The 18253-nt window shown below is 62.6% G+C and carries 19 protein-coding genes; 6 read left to right on the top strand and 13 right to left on the bottom strand.

All coding sequences use genetic code 11. The features are described from left to right. The first annotated feature begins 36 nt into the window (after nucleotides 1-36). Genes B8115_RS16725 through flgL form a run of 5 tightly spaced genes read left to right on the top strand, consistent with a single transcriptional unit; the run spans nucleotide 37 to nucleotide 6334 of the window. Complete coding sequence (locus B8115_RS16725; protein WP_370542924.1) at nucleotides 37-729, top strand: flagellar basal body L-ring protein FlgH; 693 nt, start codon at nucleotides 37-39, stop codon at nucleotides 727-729. A 30-nt stretch (nucleotides 730-759) separates the two neighbouring features. Then, nucleotides 760-1884, top strand: coding sequence for a flagellar basal body P-ring protein FlgI (locus B8115_RS16720; protein ID WP_051004661.1), 1125 nt, complete (start codon nucleotides 760-762; stop codon nucleotides 1882-1884). Then, on the top strand, nucleotides 1884-3011 hold the full coding sequence (gene flgJ, locus B8115_RS16715) for a flagellar assembly peptidoglycan hydrolase FlgJ (RefSeq protein ID WP_010628982.1): 1128 nt from the start codon (nucleotides 1884-1886) through the stop codon (nucleotides 3009-3011). Before B8115_RS16720 ends, flgJ begins: the two co-directional genes overlap by 1 nt. Nucleotides 3012-3071: 60 nt before the next feature. Further along, complete coding sequence (gene flgK / locus B8115_RS16710; RefSeq protein WP_010628981.1) at nucleotides 3072-5018, top strand: flagellar hook-associated protein FlgK; 1947 nt, start codon at nucleotides 3072-3074, stop codon at nucleotides 5016-5018. A 20-nt stretch (nucleotides 5019-5038) separates the two neighbouring features. Beyond that, nucleotides 5039-6334 (top strand): flagellar hook-associated protein FlgL, encoded by a 1296-nt coding sequence (gene flgL / locus B8115_RS16705; RefSeq protein ID WP_010628980.1) that lies wholly within the window; start codon nucleotides 5039-5041, stop codon nucleotides 6332-6334. 163 nt (nucleotides 6335-6497) lie between these two features. On the opposite strand, the gene fliR is transcribed toward flgL, so the two are convergent. From fliR to fliF, 13 genes are all read right to left on the bottom strand, one after another. Further along, nucleotides 6498-7289 (bottom strand): flagellar biosynthetic protein FliR, encoded by a 792-nt coding sequence (gene fliR, locus B8115_RS16700; protein ID WP_010628979.1) that lies wholly within the window; start codon nucleotides 7287-7289, stop codon nucleotides 6498-6500. A gap of 25 nt (nucleotides 7290-7314) precedes the next feature. Further along, complete coding sequence (gene fliQ, locus B8115_RS16695; protein WP_010628978.1) at nucleotides 7315-7584, bottom strand: flagellar biosynthesis protein FliQ; 270 nt, start codon at nucleotides 7582-7584, stop codon at nucleotides 7315-7317. Between the two features lie 46 nt (nucleotides 7585-7630). Then, nucleotides 7631-8374: a flagellar type III secretion system pore protein FliP gene (gene fliP, locus B8115_RS16690; protein WP_010628977.1), complete on the bottom strand. Its 744-nt coding sequence runs from the start codon at nucleotides 8372-8374 to the stop codon at nucleotides 7631-7633. Continuing rightward, nucleotides 8371-8808, bottom strand: a complete 438-nt coding sequence (gene fliO, locus B8115_RS16685; protein WP_010628976.1) for a flagellar biosynthetic protein FliO — start codon at nucleotides 8806-8808, stop codon at nucleotides 8371-8373. The genes fliP and fliO overlap by 4 nt, the downstream gene beginning before the upstream one ends. Continuing rightward, a complete protein-coding gene (fliN, locus tag B8115_RS16680) occupies nucleotides 8805-9377 on the bottom strand; it encodes a flagellar motor switch protein FliN (RefSeq protein ID WP_010628975.1) in 573 nt (190 codons plus the stop codon). Before fliN ends, fliO begins: the two co-directional genes overlap by 4 nt. After that, nucleotides 9370-10416 (bottom strand): flagellar motor switch protein FliM, encoded by a 1047-nt coding sequence (fliM, locus tag B8115_RS16675; RefSeq protein ID WP_010628974.1) that lies wholly within the window; start codon nucleotides 10414-10416, stop codon nucleotides 9370-9372. Before fliM ends, fliN begins: the two co-directional genes overlap by 8 nt. A 19-nt stretch (nucleotides 10417-10435) precedes the next feature. Continuing rightward, nucleotides 10436-10900, bottom strand: a complete 465-nt coding sequence (fliL, locus tag B8115_RS16670; protein ID WP_010628973.1) for a flagellar basal body-associated protein FliL — start codon at nucleotides 10898-10900, stop codon at nucleotides 10436-10438. Nucleotides 10901-11020: 120 nt separating this feature from the next. Then, complete coding sequence (locus tag B8115_RS16665; RefSeq protein WP_010628972.1) at nucleotides 11021-12271, bottom strand: flagellar hook-length control protein FliK; 1251 nt, start codon at nucleotides 12269-12271, stop codon at nucleotides 11021-11023. 18 nt (nucleotides 12272-12289) lie between these two features. Beyond that, nucleotides 12290-12745, bottom strand: a complete 456-nt coding sequence (fliJ, locus tag B8115_RS16660) for a flagellar export protein FliJ (protein ID WP_010628971.1) — start codon at nucleotides 12743-12745, stop codon at nucleotides 12290-12292. Further along, nucleotides 12745-14139, bottom strand: coding sequence for a flagellar protein export ATPase FliI (fliI, locus tag B8115_RS16655; RefSeq protein WP_010628970.1), 1395 nt, complete (start codon nucleotides 14137-14139; stop codon nucleotides 12745-12747). The genes fliJ and fliI overlap by 1 nt, the downstream gene beginning before the upstream one ends. 10 nt (nucleotides 14140-14149) lie before the next feature. After that, nucleotides 14150-14896: a flagellar assembly protein FliH gene (locus B8115_RS16650; protein ID WP_010628969.1), complete on the bottom strand. Its 747-nt coding sequence runs from the start codon at nucleotides 14894-14896 to the stop codon at nucleotides 14150-14152. After that, nucleotides 14889-15893, bottom strand: coding sequence for a flagellar motor switch protein FliG (gene fliG, locus B8115_RS16645; RefSeq protein WP_026038186.1), 1005 nt, complete (start codon nucleotides 15891-15893; stop codon nucleotides 14889-14891). Before fliG ends, B8115_RS16650 begins: the two co-directional genes overlap by 8 nt. Continuing rightward, complete coding sequence (fliF, locus tag B8115_RS16640; protein WP_010628967.1) at nucleotides 15886-17619, bottom strand: flagellar basal-body MS-ring/collar protein FliF; 1734 nt, start codon at nucleotides 17617-17619, stop codon at nucleotides 15886-15888. The genes fliG and fliF overlap by 8 nt, the downstream gene beginning before the upstream one ends. 298 nt (nucleotides 17620-17917) lie before the next feature. Here fliF and fliE point away from each other — a divergent pair, with 298 nt between their 5' ends. Continuing rightward, nucleotides 17918-18247 (top strand): flagellar hook-basal body complex protein FliE, encoded by a 330-nt coding sequence (fliE, locus tag B8115_RS16635; RefSeq protein ID WP_010628966.1) that lies wholly within the window; start codon nucleotides 17918-17920, stop codon nucleotides 18245-18247. Nucleotides 18248-18253 lie beyond the last annotated feature (6 nt).

The following is an 18253-nucleotide window of genomic DNA, read 5'->3' as shown; positions in this document are numbered from 1 at the left end:
GGAACGCACTGCCGGAAGCGAGAGACAATGAAAGTGATGGGAAGATCGGCCGCACGTGTGGCCATCGCGGCGGTAGCCATGGCGGTGTTGGCACTGGGTGGTTGTGCTCAGGTGCCTCGCGCCTCGGTGGTCGGCGAGCAGGAGCAGATATTTATCACCGAGCCACCGCCTCGGGCGGCCAACGGCTCCATCTACCAGGCTCAGCGTGGCTCGCAGCCGCTGTTCGAGGATCGCCGTCCGCGCATGGTGGGCGATATTCTCACTATCGTACTGGACGAGCAGGTCAGCGCCAGCAAGAACTCGCAGTCCAACATGAGTCGCAACGGTTCGGCGGAGCTCGACATTTCAGCCCTGCCCGATGTGCTGGAACGGCTGGCCGCGCAGGGTATCGATCTTTCCGGCAGCATGTCTGGCACCAGCGCCTTCAACGGTGGTGGCGGCTCCCAGGCCAGCAACAGCATGACCGGCACCATCACCGTGTCGGTGCTCGAGGTGATGCACAACGGCAATCTGCGAGTGCGCGGCGAGAAGCAGATCGCCATCAATCAGGGCGTGGAGTTCATCCGTTTCTCCGGCGTGGTCAATCCGCGCACCATCACCGGCCAGAATACCGTACCTTCCACGTCCGTGGCCGATGCGCGAATCGAGTACGTGGGCAACGGCTATATCAGTGAAGCGCAACATATGGGTTGGCTGCAGCGCTTCTTCCTCAATATTTCGCCTTTCTGATCGGGCGAGGCGACCATGACCGACTTCACGATGTTTAAGCCAAACCGCGCCGCTTCGGCGGCGGCGAAGCTAATACTTCTGGCCTTGCTGTGTCTGCTGGCGCTGCCGGCCCAGGCCGAACGCATCCGCGAAATCGCCAATTTTGCCGGCGTTCGCGACAACGTGCTGGTCGGCTATGGTCTGGTGGTCGGGCTGGATGGCACCGGCGATCAGACCATGCAGGCACCGTTTACCGGGCAGAGCCTCACCAACATGCTGTCGCAGCTCGGTATCACCGTGCCGCCGGGCACCAACATGCAGCTGCGCAACGTGGCCGCAGTGATGGTAACCGCCGACCTGCCGCCTTTCTCGCGTCCAGGGCAGCGCCTCGACATCAATGTGTCTTCCATCGGTAACGCGCGCAGCCTGCGTGGCGGTACTCTGCTGATGACGCCCCTCAAGGGTGCTGACGGCGATACCTACGCCATCGCTCAAGGTAACCTGCTGGTGGGTGGTGCCGGAGCCCAGGCGGGTGGTGCTCAGGTCCAGGTCAATCAGCTGGCTGGTGGGCGAATTCCCGGTGGGGCAATGGTCGAGCGCGAAGTGCCATTGGATCTGGGCGCCAATGCCGGACTCCTAGAGCTCGAGCTCAAGCAGGCGGATTTTGGCACCGCACAGCGGGTGGTCAATGCCATCAACAACGAGTTCGGTCGCCCGGTGGCCGCAGCGCGTGATGGTCGCGTCATCGCCTTGGACGGACCCACCAACCCCAACTCCCGAGTCAACTTCATGGCTCAGGTGGAGAATATTCGGGTTACGCCGATGGAGGCGCCGGCCAAGGTGATCTTCAATGCCCGTACCGGCTCGGTAGTGATGAATAGCGCCGTGACCTTGCGCCGTGCCGCCGTGGCCCACGGCAATCTGTCGATCGTCATCGATACCCGCTTCCTGGTCAGCCAGCCGGCGCCGTTCGGTCAAGGTGAGACCGTGGTCGTGCCCGATACCGAGATCGAGTTGCAGGAGCAGGACGCCTATCTGCGTGTGGTGGAAGGGGCCGATCTGGTCGATGTGGTCAATGCTCTCAACGCCCTCGGCGCCACGCCCAGCGACCTCATGGCGATTCTCGAAGCGCTCAAGGCGGCAGGCTCGCTGCGCGCCGACCTGGAGATCATCTGATGAGTATCCAGGACATGGGTGGCCAGTTCGCCCTCGACGTGCAGGGGCTCGAGCGGCTCAAGCACACCGCGAGGAATGACGAAGCGGCGGGATTGCGCGGTGCCGCGCAGCAGTTCGAGGCGCTGTTCCTGCAGATGATGCTCAAGAGCATGCGCGACACCATCCCGTCGGGTGGGCTGCTCGACAGTCAGCAGACCGAGTTCTACCAATCGATGATGGATCAGCAGTGGGCTCAGACCATGGCCGGCCGCGGCATAGGCCTGGCCGATCACCTCGTGGCACAGCTGGAAAGCCAACTGGGAATTTCCTCCCCCCGCTCCGGCGTGGCGGATCGTGAACTGAGTGAACTCATCGCCGGTATTCCGCGTGGCACGCCCCGCGTCCTCCAGGATGCTCTGCAGCCCGCGGCAGAGGGTGAAGAGCGTCTGCCCGAACGGGCAGCCAACAATTCGGTGCGTGAAGCGGATCAGGTCACGATGCCGGCCAGCTTCCTCGAGGAACTGGAGACCGTGCGCGGGGGCTTCATGGCGGCGCTGGATGCCAGGCTGCCGGCTTCCGCTCAGGCGCCCGTGCCGCCGACAGGTAGCCAGTCTGCGGCGAGAGCAAGTACCCGCTCTGGTTCGGCAAGCCAGGGGCAGGAGCATGTGCAACGTTTCATGGAGCGACTCTCGGCTCCTGCGCAAGCCGCCAGCCGCAAGACCGGTGTGCCGGCTGAGCTGATTCTGGCCCAGGCGGCACTGGAAACCGGCTGGGGGCGCCACGAGATTGCCACGGCCGATGGTCGTAACAGCTACAACCTTTTCGGTATCAAGGCTGGCAGCAGTTGGAAAGGGCGTACTACCGACATCGTGACCCATGAATACATCAACGGTCAGCGTACCCGGGTCGTCGATAGCTTCCGCGTCTACAACTCGTTCGAGGAAGCCTTCACCGATTACGCACGTCTGATCGGCAACAACCCGCGCTATGCAGCGGTAACCACGGCGGGCAGTGCCGAACAGGCCGCCCGTGCACTGCAGGCGGGCGGCTATGCCACCGACCCGGCCTACGCCGACAAGCTGATCGCGGTAATGAACAGCATGGGGCCGATGCGGCAGCGGGATTCGCTGGTCTTTTTCAGCTACTGATCCCTAAAGTCACGACGATTCAGGCCGATATAAAGGGCATTGGCGAAAGGAAACGACACCATGAGCACCATTTTTTCCATCGGCCTGAGCGGTCTGAATGCCGCCCAGAACGCGCTGAACACCACCAGCAACAACATCAGCAACGTCTACACGCCCGGCTACAATCGTGAACTGACGATTCTCGGCCAGAGCCGTGCCGATGCCGGCGTGCAGGTCAATGCCATCCAGCGCCAGTTCAATCAGTACGTGGCCAACCAGCTCAACGCAGCGACCAGTGCATCGAGTGCATTGAAGACCTACGAAAATCAAATCAGCCAGATCGACAATCTTCTGGCCGATCGCGAGGCGGGCCTGGCGCCGTTGATGCAGAGTTTCTTTTCCTCCCTCGAGGATCTCGCCGGTGCCCCCTCCGACCCGGCGGCCCGCCAGGGCCTGCTGGGTACTGCCAATACCCTGACTGCCCAGTTCCGCGCCTTCGACGGCTATCTGCAGGACATGCAGGAAGGTATCAACGGTCAGATCAAGGACGAAGTCACCCAGATCAACAACATGACCGAGCAGCTGGCAACGCTCAATCGCGAGATCGCCCTGGCTCGGGCACGCAGCGGCGAGGCCCCCAACAGCCTGCTCAATCAGCGCGACCAGCTGGTTGCCGAACTCAGCGAGCGCATGGATATCCGTCTGGAGATCCAGGACGGTAAGAGCTACAACATCAGCCTGCCCAACGGGCAGCCGCTGGTGTCCGGCACCAACCACTATCGCCTGGAAGCGATGGATGCCCCCAACGATCCGCAGCGTACCGTGCTTGGCTATCGCGATTCCGGCGGCAACCTGGTGGCGCTGGGAGAGAACACCATCAAGGGGGGGACACTGGGCGGACTGATGACCTTCCGTGCCGAGACCCTGGACAAGACCCAGAATCAGATCGGTCAGCTTGCCGTATCGCTGGCGGTAGGTTTCAACGAGCAGCATCGCCTGGGTCAGGATCTCGATGGTAACCAGGGCGGTGATTTCTTCAGCATCGGCCAGCCCCGCGCATACTCCTTTCCGCGCAATACCGGTGGCGTGGAAGTGACGGCGGCCAGCTTCGATGCGGCGAACATCGACAAGCTGCGCGCCACGGATTACACCATTCGCTTTCAGGACGGAGAGCCGCAGATTACCCGTAAGGATAACGGCCAAGCGGTACCGGCAGATGAAATCAACTGGGATGCCGATACTTCGACGCTCAGCTTTGGCGGCATCACCCTGGAGTTCAGCGGAACCCCGAACGACGGTAACCGTTACGAAGTGCAACCGGTGCGTCGCGCTGCGGCGAATCTCGACTCCCAGATCGCCGACCTGGACAAGATCGCCGCCGGCAGTTTCGTTTCCGCCACCAGCGACATGATTTCCGGCCAAGTCCGTGCCGATGCAGGAGCGCTCGGCGGCCTGGCTGATGGGGGAAGCTATGCCATCACACTGGATAGCGCTGGAGTGTTGACCTTCGGCTCGGCGGTAGGTCAGGAAATGCCTGCTACCGTTCTGGTCGACGGCGAAGAGCGAACCGTTAACCCAGACGGCACGATTGATGGCGACCCCTTGACCGCCGGTGCGACACTCACGGTGGATGGGGTGAGCTTCAAGGTGACGTTGCCCAGTGCTGAGCAGGGGGAGTTTACGCTCGATCTGGGCATCGCCGCTTCCGGCACCGGCGACAACCGTAACGCCCTGGCGATGCAGAACCTGCAGAGCCAGGCCCTGGTAGGTGGCCGTGCGTCCCTAAGCCAGGCATACGGCGGCATGGTTAGCGATGTGGGTAACCGGACTAACATCGTCAAGGTAAATCTCGATGCACGCCAGGGCTTGACCGACCAGCTCAAGGCAGTGCAACAGTCCGAGTCGGGGGTCAACCTGGACGAAGAAGCGGCCAACCTGATTCGCTACCAGCAGTTCTACATGGCCAATGCCCGGGTCATCGATACCGCTTCCACGCTGTTCGATACCATTCTCGGCTTGCGTAACTGATCTTCGGGGAGTCCACAAAGATGCGTATCAGCACTGTGACCATGTTCGATCAGAGCGTGGCATCCATGAATCGTCAGCAGAGCGACTTTCTCAAGGTCGGCCAGCAGATCGCCAGTGGCCGGCGGGTCGTCAACCCCTCCGACGACCCCCAAGCGGCGTCTCGGGCAGTCGGGGTGTCCCAGGCCAAGGCCGTGACCCAGCAGTTTGCCGATGCTCGTGTGTCGGCGCGTAACTCGCTGGCTCAGGCCGAGAGCGTGCTCAACAGCACGGCCGATGCCATTACCAGCGCCAAGACATTGCTGGTCCAGGCAGCAAGCGACACCCTGAGCGACGTCGACCGCCAGTCGGTGGCCTCCGAACTGCGCGGCATCTACGAGACCCTGATCGGCCAGGCCAATGCCACCGACGGCAACGGTCGCTATCTGTTTGGTGGCTACCAGGACAACTCACCGCCCTTCGCCCGCACCAGTGGGGATGGCATCTCTGGTGTCAACTATGTCGGAGACGAGAACACCCGCGAGCAGCGGATCGATGCCTCGCGCCTGATGCCGGTGGCCGACAACGGAAAGACCATCTTCCAGAGCGTGCCTTCGGGAGCCGGCTATGTGGCGAGAGCGGAGCGAGAGTCGCCTGGCGAAACGAGTATTGGTACTCAGCAAGGCTTCGTACGCAATGAAGGTTCGGTTGCATTCACCAGCGGGCCGAACCGCGTCGACCCGAATGCTGAGCACTTCGGCAAGCCGTTCGAATTGGAATTTTCTACCGACACGGATGGCAACCCGTTATTTTCCGTCAGTGTCGTTGAGGCCGACGGTACCCGAACCCCCATTGTCGCTGACGAGTCTTATGAATCGGGCAAGGCCGTCGTTTTTGGTGGCGTCAGCATCACTTTGGAGGGCGCGCCCGCTGACGGCGACCAGATCCAGCTGCGCCCGGCCAACGACGCCAATGCCAACCAGGACCTGTTCAAGTCACTCAAGGATGCCATCGACCTGTTGGAGCTCGATCAGGAGGGCACGCCAGAAAACCGTGCCCACTTCCGCAACACCATCAACACGGTGATGCGTGAACTCGACAACAGCCTCGACAACGTACTGACCGTGCGTGCCTCCATGGGTGCGCGCCTCAACGAACTGGACGTGGTCGATGCCGTCGCCGGCAACCGAATGATGAACTACGATAAAACGCTTTCCGATCTGGTCGATCTCGACTACGCCAAGGCAATTGCCGATTACAGTCTGCGCCAGGTCGGCTTGCAGGCGGCTCAGAAGGCCTTCGTCGACGTCAAGAGCATGTCACTGTTCAACTTCCTGTGAGGATTCTGTCTGGGACGGCAATCCATCGAGCCGCCAGGTAAGCCGGCTCAACTTCCCTGCAGATCTCGTGCAATTGACGAGATCTCGTTTCGCCGCTCCGGCTTGCCGGGCGGCTTTTTTGCGTTTGCAGATGGGCTTAACTAATGATGAGGCAAGGGTGATGTCAGGCCAGCGGCGCCAGCGCCTCGATCAGCGCGTAGATGAACTGGATGCCGTTGCTGAACAGCCGCTGCAGGAAACGTGACATATCGGTCATCAGTACCATCAGCAGCACCAGGCCGACGGTCAGCGAGGTGGGGAAGCCGATGTTGAACACCGTCAGCTGAGGAGCTGAACGGTTCAAGATGCCCATGGCCAGGTTGATGATCAGCAGCGAACCCACCAGTGGCAACGCCAGCGACATGCCGGCGACGAAGATGGTGCCGCCGTAGCGCACCACCATCTCAAAAGCCGCGGGATTGAATGCGCCGATGCCGATAGGCAGACCGTAAAAGCTCGATACCAGTGCTTCCAGCACCATCAAGTGGCCGCCCAGGGCGAGGAACATCAGCAGGGTGATCATGAAGAAGATCCGCGAAAGGATCATGGTGTTGGTGCCGCTGCCGGCATCGAAAAAGGATGCGAAGGCCAGGCCCATTTGTAGGCCGATGAACTCACCAGCTGCCTGAACCACGGCGAAGACAACGTGCATGACCAGGCCGATGGCAATGCCGATCAGCATCTGTTCCACCATGATGCCGAAGCCCGCCCAGGAGACGAGAGGCACGTCGGGCATGGGCGGCAATACCGGGGCGATCACCAGCGTGATGAGAAATGCCAGCCCGATCTTGGCCTGGTTCGGCACGCTGGAGTGTCCCCACAGCGGAGCTGCCTGAAAGAATGCCAGGATGCGCACGAAGGGCCACAGCAGAAGCACCAGCCAGCCGTGGAGTTGATCGAAGGTCACCTCGACCATGCGTAGCTCACCTCAAGAGTGCGACTCACATCAACATGCTGGGGATGCTGGTGAAGAGGTTGCGGGTGAAGTCCACGATCAGCTTCAGCAGCCAGGGGCCGGCCAGCACCAGCACGGTGAACACGCCGAGAATCTTGGGGATGAACGAGAGCGTCATCTCGTTGATCTGGGTGGCAGCCTGGAACAGACTCACGGTAAGACCCGTGAGCAGAGCGGTGATCAGCAGGGGGCCGGCCAGGAACAGCGTGACGCGCATGCCCTGATAGGCGATGCCCATGACCATTTCCGGTGTCATTGTGACTCCTTGCCGGCGCGGCGCGACCGGCTTGTCTTGGCGGCGTTCATATGAAGAAACTCTCCGCCAGCGATCCGACAATCAGCTGCCAGCCGTCCACCAGTACGAACAGCATCAGCTTGAACGGCAGCGAGATAGTGGCCGGCGGCACCATCATCATGCCCAGTGACATCAGGGTGCTGGCAACCACCAGGTCGATGATCAGGAACGGGATGAAGATGGTGAAGCCGATCTGAAACGCCGTCTTGAGCTCGCTGGTGACGAAGGCCGGTACCAGAATGCGCAGTGGTACATCCTCGGGCCCCTGCATGGGACCGACCTCTGCCAGGCGCGCAAAGAGCGCTAGGTCGGGCTCGCGGGTCTGGGCCAGCATGAATTCGCGGAACGGCTCCTGGGCCAGCAGTAGGAACTGCTCGAAATCGATTTCGTCAGCGCTAAGTGGCACCCAGGCGGTCTCGTACACTAGTCCGATCACGGGTGACATGACGAAGAAGGTCAGGAACAGGGCCAGACCCAGCAGTACCTGATTGGGTGGCGTAGCCTGGGTACCCATGGCGGTGCGCAGCAGACTGAGCACGATGATGATACGGGTGAAGCTGGTCATCATCAGCAGCGCCGCCGGCAGGAAGGCCAGCGAGGTGAGCAGCAGCAGCGTTTGCAGTTGAATCGACCACTGCTGGCCGCCGTTGTCCAGGGGCTGGCTGATGATGCCGGGAATCTGCTGGGCATGGGTGCCCAGTGGTAGAAGAGCAAGCAAAAGGACGGCAAGCAGGACCAGCGAGCGAATCATGATTCTCCCCGCCTGGAGCCACCCAGGCCGGCGTTCTGTTTCAAGGCGCGGGCAAAGCGGACGGCGAAGCGCTCGTCTGCGGTCTGCGTGCCAGTCGTCACCTCGGCGGGGCGTGCAGGTGCCTGCCGCTCGTGTAGCTTGTTGACCTGCCCGCCGCCGACACCGAGCACCAGCCAGGTGTCTTCGATCTCGACGATGACCACACGCTCGCGAGCACCGACGGCAGCACTGCCCACCACCCGTAGATGTCCGCCTGCCGCTCGCTGTTGGGGGTTCCAGCGCTTCAGCAAGGCGGTGCAGATCAGGATGATAGCGATGACCAGCGCCAGGGCAGCAGCCGTCTTGCCGAGGGTGGCCATGCCTACCAGAGCATCTCCACCCACGGCCAGCGCGTCGATGCCGGCCGGGGTTTCGGTCGAGGGAGTGTTGCTCATCGGTTGAGTTTTTGCACCCGCTCGGAAGGGGTGATGATCTCGGTGATGCGGATGCCGTATTTGTCGTCGACCACTACCACTTCGCCTTGGGCGATGAGGTAGCCGTTGATCAGAATGTCCATCGGCTCGCCGGCCAGACCGTCGAGCTCGACGACGGAGCCTTGGGTCAGCTCGAGCAACTGCTTGATGGTCAGCTTGGTACGGCCCAGTTCCACGGTCAGTTTGACCGGGATGTCCATAATCATCTCGAGGTCGCGTGGAGCGCCGACTTCCTTGCCCCTATCGAGCGGGCGGAAAACCCGCTCTCCAGCGGACTGAGGGGCAGCCGGCGGAGCGGCAGCAGCAGGTGCCTCGTCGGCGGACGACTCGAATGCCTCCTGTTCGGCCAGAGCTTCCGCCCACGGGTCGTCGTCAGTGCTACCTGCGCTTTGCTCGGCCGCGGCTTGCTCTGCCATGGCTTCGGCCCAGGGATCGTCGTCGGTCGCCGGCTCCTTATCCTCTTGTTCGGACATGGCGGCGGCCCAGTCGTCGTCGGAAACGTTCTGATCGGGTTTCTTGGGATCAGTCATGCTTGGATTCCTTGGCTTGAGGCGCTGCGCCCTTGATGAAGGCGTCCTTCGACACCGGGTTCTGTGCACCATGGTCGATGATGCGGATGACACGCAGCGCGCGCTGTTCGTGCTGGCTGCCGTAGTCGCACTCCATCACAGGCACCCCGTCGACACTGGCGGTCACGGTCTCGGGGAGTTCCAGCGGAAGCACGTCGCCCACCTTCAGCGCCATGACATGGGCGATACGGGTAGGAATGTCGGCAAAGTTGGCAATCAACTCCACCTCCGAGCGGCGAATCTCGCCGGCCATGCGCTTGGTCCAGGAGCTGTCCTGGTTGTGATGGCCATCGCTGAGCGGGTTGGCCAGCAGGTCGCGTAATGGCTCGACCATCGAGTAGGGGATGCAGATCTGAAAGCTGCTGGCGAGATTGCCTACCTCGATGTTGAAGTTCGTGTTCACCACGATCTCGTTGGGGGAGTTGGTGATGTTGGCGAACTTCGATTGCATTTCCGAGCGCAGGTAGCTGATCTGCAGCGGATAGACCGACTTCCACGACTCCTCATAGGCGTCGATGGCCAGATTCAGCAGGCGCTGGATGATGCGCTGCTCGGTATTGGTGAACTCGCGACCTTCCGACTTGGTCAAGAAGCGCCCGTCGCCGCCGAACAGGTTGTCGACCACCATGAACACCAGGTTGGGCGGGAACACGATCAATGCCGAACCGCGCAGCGGCTTCATGCCGATGATGTTGATGTTGGTCGGCACCGGTACGTTGCGCGAAAACTCGCTGTAGCTCAGGTAGCGCACTGAATCGACGGTAATATCGGCGCTGCGCCGCAGCAGGTTGAAAAGCCCCATGCGGAAGTGCCGCGCGAAGCGCTCATTGATGATATCCAGCGCTTGCAGGCGCTCGCGAATCACGCGGTGCTGGGTCGCCGGGTCGTATGGGCGTACGCGCGTCTCGCCGTCGTTTCGTGCAACGGGCTCGTCGTCGCCGCTGACGCCTTTGAGCAGGGCGTCTATCTCATCCTGTGACAGCAGATCGTCTTGGGACATGGTGGCAGGGGCACCCGGTTTATTGCACGATGAACTCGGTGAACAGCACGTCTCGAATATCCAGGGACGGCTGAGGCTGGGACAGCGGGTCGGATAGCACGGCAATCACTTCATCGCCGAGGCGGCGCTTGCCTTCCGGGGTGGTCAGCTCGCTGGCTTGCTTGCCGGAGAACAACATCAGCAGACGGCTGCGAACCTGCGGCATGTGCTCAGTGAGAATCTCGCGAGTCTCGTTGTTGCCGACCTTGAGCGAGATACCGGTGTAGAGCAGTCGCGAGCCGAAATTGTCGTCGGCGAGATTGACCGTAAAGGGGTCGATCTTGACGAAGATCGGTGTCTGTCGCTGCAGTTGCTGCGTCTGAGCGTTGCCACCTTCGCTGGCGTCACGCTCGCTCATGACCATGTAGATGGCCGCTCCCGCTGCTGCCATGGAGAGCAGTACCAGCAGCACCATCAGCCACAGGAGCTTTGTGGAGCCACCCATCGATTTTGCCATTGCCTTGCCTTTCGTATGTTGTCCAGCTGTTGGGATGATTATGCCAAGCTGCGCGACCTGCGATGACAGGAACAGGCCGCGCGAAAGGGCTTATCTTGGCTTTTTGTCTCAGGCGTAGAGGTTCACCCGGCCATCCAGCGACAGGGTGGCGGTCGAAGTCGATGCGGCTTCGTCGGCAGCGGCCAGAGCGGCCTCTTCCTCGCCGGAAGCCGAGCCACCCTGACTCTGGCGGCCATCCTGATTGGCGAAAGCCTGGGCATCCTGGCGGCGCTGCTCGCCCACCGAGGTCTCACCCAGGGTAATGCCTTGTTCGGCCAGCGCTTCACGCAGTTGCGGAATAGCCTGCTCCAGCACCTGACGAACCTGTGCATGTGAGGCCAGGAACTGCGCCTGGGCACCCTGCTCGGTCATCTTGAGTGTCACTGAGAGAGGGCCGAGTTCGGCCGGGTTCAGCCGCATCTCGACCTGCTGCTCGCCGCCGATGCGGGCAAATTGCAATAGCTGCTGACCCAACTGGGCGGGCCAGTTGGGGCTCTGCAGCGGGGCGGTGAGAGTGGCCTGGGTGGGTAGTGCGGGTTGCGCAGCAGCCTGAGCCTGCCCTGTCGGGGCGCTGCCGGGCTGTGTCATGGTGGTGGCTTCCGGCACGAAGCCGGCGCGTGGGGAGTCAGGCGTCATCGGATGAAGCTCGCCACCGGCCTGGGCCGTTCTAGCGAAGGTCGTGGTGAATTCGGTTGTCGTATTGACTACGCGTAGTGGGGCTTCGTCCGCTTGGGCAGCGAGGACACGATCGACGGTCATGGCGGCCTGGGGCAATGCAGCGGTCTGGCCTTGGCCAGTTGCCAGCCCGGCAGTGGTCAGCGCAGCGCTGTCACCGTTAGCCATGCGCATTTCGCCGGTGCTGCTCGGGGATGCCAAGGCCGCAGCAGCAAAGGCGGAGGCTTGACGTTCGGCATGATCGGCAGCTGTGGCGTCACCGGCGACTACCAAGTCGGGATCGGTCTGTAGCATCGGAGCCGGCGCGCTGCCGGTACCCTGCTCCTGAACAAAGCTGCCGTCGATCAGGGCAAGACGTGCCATGATCTCGTCGAGCTGGGCGTTGGCATCGGTGTGTCCGCTTTCACCGTCGGGCTGCTGATCGATGTTGCCATACATCGCCTGGAGCAGCGCCTGATGCGCGGCCATGGTTTGCGGCAAGGCATGGCCGGAATCGGCTAGCGGAAGAGACACAGTGCGGTCTTTGAAGGGAGCGCTGCCGCTAGCCTGGTTCAAGGCCAGAGCGAACGGTCCCGGGGCGACACCGGCTTCCTGCTTGCCGGGGAGTTGATTCGGCAGAGCGGACAGGATCATCTGGATATTCATGGTCTTCTCCTTACCGACTCAGGAAGAGAGGTCGGTACGCTGGCGTAGTAGCCGTCCGGCTGCCATTTCGTCACTGGTACGTTGGTCGCGGCGCGCCTCCTGGCGCAGTCGCTCGGCATCGCGTCGCGATACCAAGGTATCGAAGGCGGAAAGCCGCTTCTGTTCCTGTTGCCAATTTTGCTGGCTCTGCTGAACGCGCTGCTGCTGGGCCTCCAGCGCCTGTCTGGCGCGCTGCAGGGCGGCATCCAGTGACGCCAGGAACTGCTGATAGTTGTGCATACTCGCCGGATCGATGCCTTCACGCATGGCCTGTTGCAAGCGCTCGGCATACTCGAGCCGATAACGATTGAGCGACTCCAACTGAGCGCTGACCTGACGTTCACTCTGACGCTCGCCCGCCAGCAGCTGTCCTGCCTGGTCGCGGGCGTCGCGGGCCAGGTCGCTCAGCATGGCGAGTTGTGACGATGCACTCATTATCTGACTCCTAGTGTTTCGGCCAGAACCTGTTTGGAAGCCTCGATCGAGGCGTTCTCATTCATGCCCTGCTGGAGAAAGTGCTCCAACTGGGGGTAACGCTGTACGGCCTCGTCCAGTTGAGGGTCGTGCCCCGGGCTGTAGGCGCCGACGCTGATCAGATCGCGATTGCGCTGGTAACGCGAGAACAGGCGCTTGAACGCCTGGGTCATGCGCAACTGCTTGTCGTCGATGATGTGGGTCATCACGCGGCTGATCGAGGCCTCGATGTCGATGGCCGGGTAGTGGCCGGCTTCTGCCAGGGTGCGGGACAGCACGATATGGCCGTCGAGGATGGCGCGCGCCGAGTCGGCAATCGGGTCCTGCTGATCGTCGCCTTCGGTGAGAACGGTGTAGAAGGCGGTGATCGAGCCGCGGCCGCGTTCGGCGTTGCCGGCACGCTCTACCAGGCTGGGTAGCTTGGCGAACACCGAAGGCGGATAGCCCTTGGTGGCCGGCGGCTCGCCGATGGCCAGAGCAATTTCGCGCTGGGCCATGGCGTAGCGGGTCAGTGAATCCATGATCAGCAATACGTTCTTGCCCGCATCGCGAAAACCCTCTGCCAGCCGCGTGGCATAGGCGGCGCCCTGCAGGCGCTGCAGCGGCGAGGTATCGGCCGGTGCCGCTACCACCACGGCACGTCGACGCCCCTCGGGGCCGAGAATGTTGTCGATGAAGTCCTGAACCTCGCGCCCACGCTCGCCGATCAGGCCCACCACGATGATTTCGGCGTCGGTGTAGCGGGCCATCATGCCGAGCAACACCGACTTGCCCACGCCGCTGCCGGCGAACAGCCCCATGCGCTGGCCGCGCCCAACGCTGAGCAGGGCATTGATGGCACGGATACCCACATCGATCTGCTCGTCGATGGGAGCGCGCTTCAGCGGGTTGAGTGGGGGGGTGGACAGCGGGGCACGGGGGGCCTCGTCCAGAGGGCCGAAGCCGTCCAGCGGCTCGCCGTTGCCATCCACCACGCGACCGAGCAGGGATTCACCCAGTGGGAAGCGGCGTGCCGCATGATCCGGACCGTCGCCCAGCGGGAAGACCCGGGCGCCGGGCATCAGGCCGGCGATTTCCGTGAGCGGCATCAACAGCAGACGCTCGCCGTTGAAGCCGACTACCTCGGCTTCGGCGAAACGGGGCGGCTCGTTGCCACCGGGGGAGAGCAGCTCGATGCGACAGGCGTTGCCCAGCGCCACGCGCAGTCCGACGGCTTCGATCACCATGCCGGTGGCGCGCAGCACCCGACCGCTGGTGCGATAGCCGGGCACCGTTTCCACACGCGCGCGCACATGCCGCAGCGTCTGCTGCCAGCGTGCTTGATGCGCATTGGTGGTCGCTGCCGCTTCGCTCATTGCGTTGTCTCTACTCTTCGTTGTCGCTGCTGTCGTCGGCGGGTGCTGCACGCCGACGTCTGACCTGGGATTTCACCGCCTGCCAGCGGGTCTCCCAGGTGGCATCCAACTCGCCGTTGGCACTGGTGACGCGACAGCCGCCGCGGGTGAGCTGTGTGTCGGGTTGCAATTTCCAACCGGCCGCGGCCAGCTCAGCGCCCAGGTGCTCCTCGACCAGTTTGTGGTCGAGCGGATGTAGCCAGAGGCGCTGCTGGCCCACCAGCGGCGGCTCGGTATGTAACAGTGCTCTGATCAGTTCCAGTACCTGGCGCGGACGAGCCTTGAGCGCTTCGCCAGCGAGCTGATGGCCGGTTGCAAGGGCCAACTCCACCAGGTCGTTGGCAATCTCTTCATCGAGCCCCTCGAGGGCGATGGAGAACTGCTCTGCAAGCGGTCGAAGCGGTACCACGGTGTCACGAACCTGCCGCTGGAGTTCTTTCTGCGCCTTCGAGCGCCCCTCATCCAAGCCCTGGGCATAGCCTGCCTGTCGGCCTTCCTCGAAGCCGGCGCGATAGCCCTCCTCGCGGGCTTCCTGCATCACTTTCTCGCGCAGCGTCTTCAGCTCTGCTTGGCGCTGAAATGCCTCGCGGCGCCGGGCTTCCACGGCTGGGTCGAGAGCCTGCCGGTTGCCATCGTCGGGGCGCTCGGCATGCAGTTCGTCCATCTGCCAGCGCCGCCAGGGGGCGTGGCGTTCCGCGCCGGTTGCCCGATCAGACATAGGTGTCGTCTCCGCCACTCAGCACGATCTCGCCGGAATCGGCCAGACGGCGTACCACCTGGAGAATGGCCTTCTGCTCGGCTTCCACCTGCGAAACGCGAATCGGCCCGCGGGCTTCCATGTCCTCGCGCATGAGATCGGCGGCACGGCGTGACATGTTGCGCAGAAACTTCTCCATGAGCCCTTCGGGAGCGCCTTTGAGAGCCACCACCAGCGAGTTGGTGTCGATCTCCTTGAGCACCAGCTGGATGCTGCGGTCGTCGAGATCCATGAGGTTCTCGAACAGGAACATCTCGTCGATGATCTTCTGTGCCAGATCCTCGCTGTGGGCGCGCACCGTCTCGATGGCGGTTTCCTCGAGAGAGGAGTTCATCAGGTTGAGGATCTCGGCTGCCGTTCTCACGCCGCCCATCTTGCTGCGCTTGAGGTTCTGCCCGTCGAGCATGCCCGAGAGCACCTCGGTGAGTTCTTGCAGGGCGGCCGGCTGCACGCCGCTGAAGGTAGCGATACGCAGTACCACGTCGTTGCGCAGCTTGTCGTCGAACAGCTCGAGGATATCGGCCGCCTGATGACGCTCCAGGTGGACCAGGATGGTGGCGATGATCTGAGGATGCTCGTCGCGGATCAGCTCGGCCACCATCGAGGCTTCCATCAGATTCAGCGAATCGATACCGCTGCTGGAGCCGGAAGACTCCAGGATGTCCTCGATGATGCTGGTGGCACGCTCGCTGCCCAGCGCCTTGGTCAGCACCGAGCGAATGTGCTCGCTGGAGTTGAGGTTCAGGGCGATGAACTCTTCGGTCTCTCGGTGGAACTCCAGCATCACCTGCTGCATGTCTTCATGGGATACCTGGCCCATGTCGGCCATCTCCATGCTCAACTGCTGGATTTCCTTGGGCGAGAGGTACTTGAACACCTCGGCCGCGCTGTCCTCGTCGAGGGCCAGCATCAGGATGGCGCTGCGGCGAACGCCGTTCATCGCTTTGGCACTACTCATGCTTACTCATCCAGCTGCGAACGATCATGGCGATCATGCGGGGATCTTCCTGGGCGAGCTCGCGCAGCTCGGCCAGATGGTCTTCATAGGCCGACGAGCGACGTTTGCGCTTGGGCTTCTGGTACGGCCGCAGCTCATCGTCTTCTCCGGCCGCCTGCAGTTCGCCCTCGGTCGGCTCACCATCGTCACCCACGCGTACCTGCAGGCCGGTGCCCGGAGCGCTGGCGAGCAGGGGCTGCTCGGTATGGCGCTTGATCAGCGGACGCAGGACCAGCAGGTAACCGAGGAGTACACCCAGCGCCACCAGCAGATAGCGTCCGATGGTCAGAGCCAGCGAATGAACCTCGGGCGATTGCCACCACTCGAACTCTTCGGCTTCCGTCACGTCGCGGCTGAACGGGCTGTTGACCACTTCGATTTCGTCGCCACGTGCCGGGGAGAAGCCGATGGCCTGGCGCACCAGACGCTCGATCTGGGCGATCTGAGCCTCGCTCAACGGCACGCGCTGCCATTCGCCGTCTTCGTTGCGCTCTTCGCGATAGTCCACCACTACGGCGGTGGTAAGACGGGTCACCTCACCCTGACGATGCTGAATGTGCTGGATGTTGCGGTCGACCTCGAAGTTGACCACGTCGTCCTGGCGTAGGTTGTTGAGTGCCTGCAGGCTCTGCTGTGCCTCTTCGGTGAGCTCACCGTCTTCGTCGGTGGGCAGCTCGATGGGCGAAGGGGCCACCCCTGGCGGCGTGTTGCTCAGCGCGCCGGGGATGCCCAGCGCTAAGCCGTCGCCGCCGTTGTAGGAAAGACTCGACTGGCGGCTGCGTATCGCGGCTTCGTTGGGCGGCTGGTTGGGGCCGAAGCGTTCTGAGGTCTCTTCGCGACGGGAGAAATCGATCTGGGCGGCGACCTGGGCACTGATGTTCTCGCGACCGAGGATCGGTGCCAGAATGTTTTCGATACGTTGCTGGAAAGAGCGCTCCACCTCGGCAATGTAGTCTAGCTGGGTGGCATCGAGACCGCGGCCCTGGCTACTGGTCTGGGAAAGCAGGCGGCCGCTGTGGTCGACCACGGTGACGTTTTCCGCGGCCAGGTCGGGAACGCTGCTGGATACCATGTGAACGATGGCGCTGACCTGACCGTCGCCCATCACCCGGCCCGGCTCCAGAGTGACGATGATAGATGCCTTGGCGGGTTCACGATCGCGCACGAACACCGAAGAGCGCGCCATGGCCAGGTGCACGCGGGCGCGCGCTACCGGCCCCAGGGATTCGATGGAGCGCGATAGCTCGCCCTCCAGGCCGCGCTGAAAATTGACCTGCTCGGCAAACTGGCTGACGCCGAAGGCCTGGTTGTCCATCAGCTCGAAGCCGACGTTGCCACCACGTGGCAGGCCCTGCTCGGCCAGCTGCAGGCGCAGGCTGTGTACGGAATCTCCCGGCACCAATAGTGCAGTGCCGCCTTCACTGAAGCGATATGGGACGCCGCGGCTTTCCAGCTCGCTGATGATGCGCCCGCCATCGGCCTCGGTAAGGTTGCTGTAGAGGACACGATACTCAGGCGCACGCGCCCACATCAGCAGTGCGACCACGATGGCGATCATTGCAGCGCCACCGATCAGGATGGCGATCAAGGGGTTGCCGCGCAGCTGTTGCTGTAGGCGCTCGACCACCGCGGCGGAGCCGCTGGCTGAGGAGTCCTGACGCTCCTGCGTCGTGGCGCCGTTACTCATGCTTGCCCCCGCATGAGTATCCATTCAGCGACTGCATGAGGCGCGCACTGGGCTGCGTGAAGTGTGTTGCTGGAAGAAGGCATCGACTGCATCCGTTCACCGCGTTCTGGCTGCCCGCAAGGGGCGCAACTGTGATGAACGCTATTATGCGAGCCGCCATCCACTCCAAAGGCAGGAAAAGCCCCTTTTTTACCTTCCATTTGGTCGTTTGGTAGGCGCCGCAACCTGATAGGCTTGCTCTACATTCCAGTGGGCCCGCGTGAGCCCGCCAATCAATACGAGACGAGGGGTGCGGAACATGAGTTCACCTGCCATCCAGTCGGCATTGGCACAGATGCAGACTCTGGCGGCCCAGGCCAGTGGGCCGGCGGCCAAGGGCCAGCTGGTATCGACGCAGGTGGGGCAGGGCGGTTTCGCCGGCGAACTGCAGGCTTCGATTCAGCGTATCAATCGCCTGCAGCAGGCCTCCGCCGCAAAGTCCATGGCCTTTCAGGCCGGCGATCCCAATGTCGAGCTCAACGACGTCATGGTCGACATGCAGAAGGCCAGCGTGGCCTTCCAGATGGGCCTGCAGGTTCGTAATCGTCTGGTTACCGCCTACCGTGACGTCATGAACATGCAAGTCTAAGCTGTA

Origin of the sequence: Halomonas sp. KM-1 (assembly GCF_000246875.1) — a bacterium.
Taxonomy (GTDB): domain Bacteria; phylum Pseudomonadota; class Gammaproteobacteria; order Pseudomonadales; family Halomonadaceae; genus Halomonas; species Halomonas aerodenitrificans.
This window is presented reverse-complemented; position numbering and strand designations above follow the sequence as displayed.

Bases quoted from the DNA above. Each gene is read 5' to 3' on its own strand.
- flgK (WP_010628981.1), top strand. From the start codon at position 3,072: ATGAGCACCATTTTTTCCATCGGCCTGAGCGGTCTGAATGCCGCCCAG.
- fliL (WP_010628973.1), bottom strand. From the start codon at position 10,900: ATGGGTGGCTCCACAAAGCTCCTGTGGCTGATGGTGCTGCTGGTACTG.
- fliQ (WP_010628978.1), bottom strand. From the start codon at position 7,584: ATGACACCGGAAATGGTCATGGGCATCGCCTATCAGGGCATGCGCGTC.
- B8115_RS16650 (WP_010628969.1), bottom strand. From the start codon at position 14,896: ATGTCTGATCGGGCAACCGGCGCGGAACGCCACGCCCCCTGGCGGCGC.
- B8115_RS16725 (WP_370542924.1), top strand. From the start codon at position 37: ATGGGAAGATCGGCCGCACGTGTGGCCATCGCGGCGGTAGCCATGGCG.
- flgJ (WP_010628982.1), top strand. From the start codon at position 1,884: ATGAGTATCCAGGACATGGGTGGCCAGTTCGCCCTCGACGTGCAGGGG.
- B8115_RS16720 (WP_051004661.1), top strand. From the start codon at position 760: ATGTTTAAGCCAAACCGCGCCGCTTCGGCGGCGGCGAAGCTAATACTT.
- fliN (WP_010628975.1), bottom strand. From the start codon at position 9,377: ATGACTGATCCCAAGAAACCCGATCAGAACGTTTCCGACGACGACTGG.
- fliP (WP_010628977.1), bottom strand. From the start codon at position 8,374: ATGATTCGCTCGCTGGTCCTGCTTGCCGTCCTTTTGCTTGCTCTTCTA.
- fliI (WP_010628970.1), bottom strand. From the start codon at position 14,139: ATGAGCGAAGCGGCAGCGACCACCAATGCGCATCAAGCACGCTGGCAG.
- fliJ (WP_010628971.1), bottom strand. From the start codon at position 12,745: ATGAGTGCATCGTCACAACTCGCCATGCTGAGCGACCTGGCCCGCGAC.
- fliM (WP_010628974.1), bottom strand. From the start codon at position 10,416: ATGTCCCAAGACGATCTGCTGTCACAGGATGAGATAGACGCCCTGCTC.
- flgL (WP_010628980.1), top strand. From the start codon at position 5,039: ATGCGTATCAGCACTGTGACCATGTTCGATCAGAGCGTGGCATCCATG.
- B8115_RS16665 (WP_010628972.1), bottom strand. From the start codon at position 12,271: ATGAATATCCAGATGATCCTGTCCGCTCTGCCGAATCAACTCCCCGGC.
- fliO (WP_010628976.1), bottom strand. From the start codon at position 8,808: ATGAGCAACACTCCCTCGACCGAAACCCCGGCCGGCATCGACGCGCTG.
- fliG (WP_026038186.1), bottom strand. From the start codon at position 15,893: ATGAGTAGTGCCAAAGCGATGAACGGCGTTCGCCGCAGCGCCATCCTG.
- fliR (WP_010628979.1), bottom strand. From the start codon at position 7,289: ATGGTCGAGGTGACCTTCGATCAACTCCACGGCTGGCTGGTGCTTCTG.
- fliF (WP_010628967.1), bottom strand. From the start codon at position 17,619: ATGAGTAACGGCGCCACGACGCAGGAGCGTCAGGACTCCTCAGCCAGC.
- fliE (WP_010628966.1), top strand. From the start codon at position 17,918: ATGAGTTCACCTGCCATCCAGTCGGCATTGGCACAGATGCAGACTCTG.